Genomic DNA, 1868 nt, shown 5'->3' with positions numbered 1-1868 from the left:
CACCCGCGCCGTGTAAGCACGCGTCAGATCGACAGCCAGCGGCCCCAACGACCAACCATCACCAGCAATGTGATGCACCACCAGCAGCAGCACGTGTCGGTGTTCGGACACCGTGAACAACTCGGCGCGGAGGGGGATCTCGGCTGCCAGGTCGAAGGGGTACCGGGCCGCTGACTTCAGAGCCTCCGGCAGCTCCGTCTCGGTGATGTCGGTGGCGGGCAACTCCACGCTCACGCTGTCGAGGACGTGCTGGCAGGGGACGCCGTCGGCCTCGGGGAACACCGTCCGCAGACTCTCGTGCCGGGCCACCACGTCACCGAGAGCCGCACGCAGCGCGTCACAGTCCAACTCACCACTCAGCCACACGACGAGAGGGATGTTGTAGGTGGCGCTCGGCCCCTCCATCTTGTGCAGGAACCACAGCCGCCGCTGGGCGGACGACAGGGGAAGGGCCGGTGGGCGTTCCCGCGCCGCCAGAGGCGGCCGAGCCGGTCCCGCGGTGTCGAGGAGTGCCGCCACCGCAGCAGGCGTCGGCCCGTCGAACAGCGCACGCAGCTCCAGCTCCACGCCCAACGCGACACGCAGCTGACCGATGAGCCGGGTGGCCAGCAGCGAGTGCCCGCCGAGGTCGAAGAAGTCGTCGTCCACACCGACCCGGGGCACGCCCAGCACCTGCGCGAACAGATCGCACACGATCTGCTCCTGCGGCGTGCGCGCCTCCCGCGCCGACCCGGGCGCGGTGAAGTCCGGCTCCGGAAGTGCCGCCTTGTCCACCTTGCCGTTGGCGGTGAGCGGCATGCGGTCCAGTACGACGACGGCGGCCGGCAGCATGTGGTCGGGCAGCCGGCTCCGCGCGAACTCCCTTACGTCTCCGGCACGGAGCGCTCCCTGTGCCACGACGTAGGCGATGAGGCGGGCATCGCCGGACTGCTCCTCGCGGACCACCACCGCCGCCTCGGCGACGTCCGAGTGGCCGGTCAGCACGTTCTCGATCTCGCCGGGTTCGATGCGGAAGCCACGGATCTTGACCTGGTGGTCGACGCGGCCGACGAACTCCAGCTCGCCGTCCTGGTTCCACCGCACCAGGTCACCGGTGCGGTACATCCGCGTGCCCGGCTCAGCCGCGTACGGATCCGCCACGAACCGGTCAGCCGTCAAGCCGGGCCTGTTCAGATAGCCGCGGGCCACACCGGACCCCGCGACGTACAGCTCCCCCACCACGCCGGGCGCCACCAACTCCAGCCCCGGACCGAGCACATACGTCCGCAGGTCGGAGATCCCGACGCCGATGACGCTGGCCGCCGCCGCGGTCGCCCGCTCCCGGGTCAGCGGCTGGTACGTCACGTGAACCGTGGTCTCGGTGATGCCGTACATGTTGATCAGGGCCGGCGTGTCGTCGGGGTGGCGCCGGTACCAGTCGGCGAGGCGGGACGGTTGGAGTGCCTCGCCACCGAACACCACGGTGCGCAGGGCCAGTCCACGGGCCGGCGGGGAGGCGTCGGCCTCCGCCTGCGCCAACTGGTAGAAGGCCGACGGCGTCTGGTTGAGGACGGTAACGCCGTGATCGGCCAGCAGGTCCAGGAAGGCGCCGGGCGTCCTGCTGACCTCGTAGGGCACCACGACCAGCCGGCCCCCGTGCAGCAGCGCTCCCCACAGCTCCCAGACGGAGAAGTCGAAGGCGTACGAGTGGAACAGCGTCCACACGTCGTCTGGGCCGAAGGCGAACCACTTCCGGGTGGCGTCGAAGAGCCGCACCACGTTGCGGTGGGCAACGACGACGCCTTTGGGTCGGCCGGTGGAGCCGGAGGTGTAGATGACGTACGCAGGATGATCAGGCGCGAGTGCGGTGACAGGGTTGTCCACGGACT

General features: G+C 70.0%; 1 protein-coding gene. It reads right to left on the bottom strand.

The window, feature by feature from the left end; translation table 11 throughout:
• Positions 1-1868 (bottom strand): amino acid adenylation domain-containing protein (locus ACFWRV_RS36380; protein ID WP_384340474.1); only part of this gene is annotated, 1868 nt, incomplete at both ends.

Origin of the sequence: Streptomyces sp. NPDC058576 (assembly GCF_042718715.1) — a bacterium.
Classification (GTDB): Bacteria; Actinomycetota; Actinomycetes; order Streptomycetales; family Streptomycetaceae; genus Streptomyces.
Note: the sequence above shows the minus strand (reverse complement) of the source record. Positions and strands in the feature narration are given on the sequence as shown.